This window comes from Pseudomonas sp. HMSC063H08, assembly GCF_001813645.1.
Taxonomy (GTDB): Bacteria; Pseudomonadota; Gammaproteobacteria; order Pseudomonadales; family Pseudomonadaceae; genus Pseudomonas; species Pseudomonas aeruginosa.
The window spans coordinates 1-278 of the sequence record NZ_KV813356.1; the positions used below are offsets into that span (position 1 = coordinate 1).

A 278-nucleotide genomic window follows, 5' to 3' on the forward strand; every position below is an offset into this window, starting at 1 on the left:
CTCACCGCCCAGGGCGTCTCCACGCTGCAGAACTACGGCCTGGCCGCGCTGTACACGGTGCTGACATTTGTCGTGCGCCTGGTGATCCTGGTCATGACGATCCCGTTGTTCCTGATGGCCGCGTTCACCGGCCTGGTGGACGGCCTGGTGCGCCGGGACCTGCGCAAGTTCGGCGCCGGCCGGGAGTCCAGCTACCTCTACCACAAGGCGCGCGGCAGCATCATTCCGCTAGCGGTCGTCCCTTGGACGCTCTACCTGGCAATCCCCATCAGCATCAA

1 protein-coding gene is annotated in these 278 nt (G+C 65.5%); it reads left to right on the forward strand.

Annotation, left to right across the window (positions count from 1 at the left end; genetic code table 11):
* On the forward strand, positions 1–278 hold a 278-nt coding region (locus tag HMPREF2924_RS03940), incomplete at both ends, for a TIGR03747 family integrating conjugative element membrane protein (RefSeq protein WP_070700371.1).